Raw genomic sequence first — 1,628 nt, 5'->3', positions numbered from 1 at the left:
GGAGCCGTCGAAGGTGGGACCAGCGATTGGGACGAAGTCGTAACAAGGTAGCCGTACCGGAAGGTGCGGCTGGATCACCTCCTTTCTAAGGAGCAAATATGCCGGTTGCAGGCGAGTGTCCTGCACGGTTGCTCATGGGTGGAACGTTGACTATTCGGCACATTCGGTAGGGCCTGTTAGTACTGCTTCGGCGTGGAACACAGAGTCTGTATCGGGTGTGTCGGGCACGTTGTTGGGTCCTGAGGGAACGGAAACGTTGTCTCAGTGGTTGCCGGCCTCACTTGAGGTGGTCTTCGGATCATCGAGGGTGTGTGACTGGTCGTTGTTTGAGAACTGCACAGTGGACGCGAGCATCTGTGGCCAAGTTTTTAAGGGCGCACGGTGGATGCCTTGGCACCAGGAACCGATGAAGGACGTGGGAGGCCGCGATAGGCCCCGGGGAGCTGTCAACCGAGCTTTGATCCGGGGGTGTCCGAATGGGGAAACCCGGCAGTCGTCATGGGCTGTCACCCGCTGCTGAACACATAGGCAGTGTGGAGGGAACGCGGGGAAGTGAAACATCTCAGTACCCGCAGGAAGAGAAAACAACCGTGATTCCGGGAGTAGTGGCGAGCGAAACTGGATGAGGCTAAACCGGAATGGTGTGAGACCCGGCAGGGGTTGCCGTTTCGGGGTCGTGGGTTTTTTCTTGATCGGTCTGCCGGCCGGTCGGCGAGTCAGAAACCGTATGGATAGTCGAAGGACATGCGAAAGGTCCGGCGTAGAGGGTAAGACCCCCGTAGACGAAATCTGTACGGCTCGCTTGAAGAATACCCAAGTAGCACGGGGCCCGAGAAATCCCGTGTGAATCTGGCGGGACCACCCGCTAAGCCTAAATATTCCCTGGTGACCGATAGCGGATAGTACCGTGAGGGAATGGTGAAAAGTACCGCGGGAGCGGAGTGAAATAGTACCTGAAACCGTGTGCCTACAAGCCGTGGGAGCGTCGTCAGTCGGCTTGCCGGCTGGCCGTGACTGCGTGCCTTTTGAAGAATGAGCCTGCGAGTTTGCGGTGTGTAGCGAGGTTAACCCGTGTGGGGTAGCCGTAGCGAAAGCGAGTCCGAATAGGGCGTTTGAGTTGCATGCCCAAGACCCGAAGCGGAGTGATCTAGCCATGGGCAGGTTGAAGCGCGGGTAAGACCGTGTGGAGGACCGAACCCACCAGGGTTGAAAACCTGGGGGATGACCTGTGGTTAGGGGTGAAAGGCCAATCAAACTCCGTGATAGCTGGTTCTCCCCGAAATGCATTTAGGTGCAGCGTCACGTGTTTCTTGCCGGAGGTAGAGCACTGGATAGGCGATGGGCCTCACCGGGTTACTGACCTTAGCCAAACTCCGAATGCCGGTAAGTGAGAGCGTGGCAGTGAGACTGTGGGGGATAAGCTCCATGGTCGAGAGGGAAACAGCCCAGAACACCGACTAAGGTCCCTAAGCGTGTGCTAAGTGGGAAAGGATGTGGAGTCGCAGAGACAACCAGGAGGTTGGCTTAGAAGCAGCCACCCTTGAAAGAGTGCGTAATAGCTCACTGGTCAAGTGATTCCGCGCCGACAATGTAGCGGGGCTCAAGCACATCACCGAAGTCGTGTCATT

2 rRNA genes are annotated in these 1,628 nt (G+C 57.1%); both read left to right on the top strand.

Annotated features, from left to right (window positions below):
- Window positions 1–85: ribosomal RNA gene (locus AB0O00_RS38425) — 16S ribosomal RNA — on the top strand; the annotation flags it as partial.
- Window positions 86–358: 273 nt separating this feature from the next.
- Window positions 359–1,628, top strand: a 23S ribosomal RNA gene (locus tag AB0O00_RS38420); the annotation flags it as partial.

Source organism: Kitasatospora sp. NPDC093558 (genome assembly GCF_040683475.1).
GTDB lineage: Bacteria > Actinomycetota > Actinomycetes > Streptomycetales > Streptomycetaceae > Kitasatospora.
The sequence above is the reverse complement of the archived record's forward strand: the minus strand, read 5'-3'. Positions and strand labels throughout refer to the sequence as shown.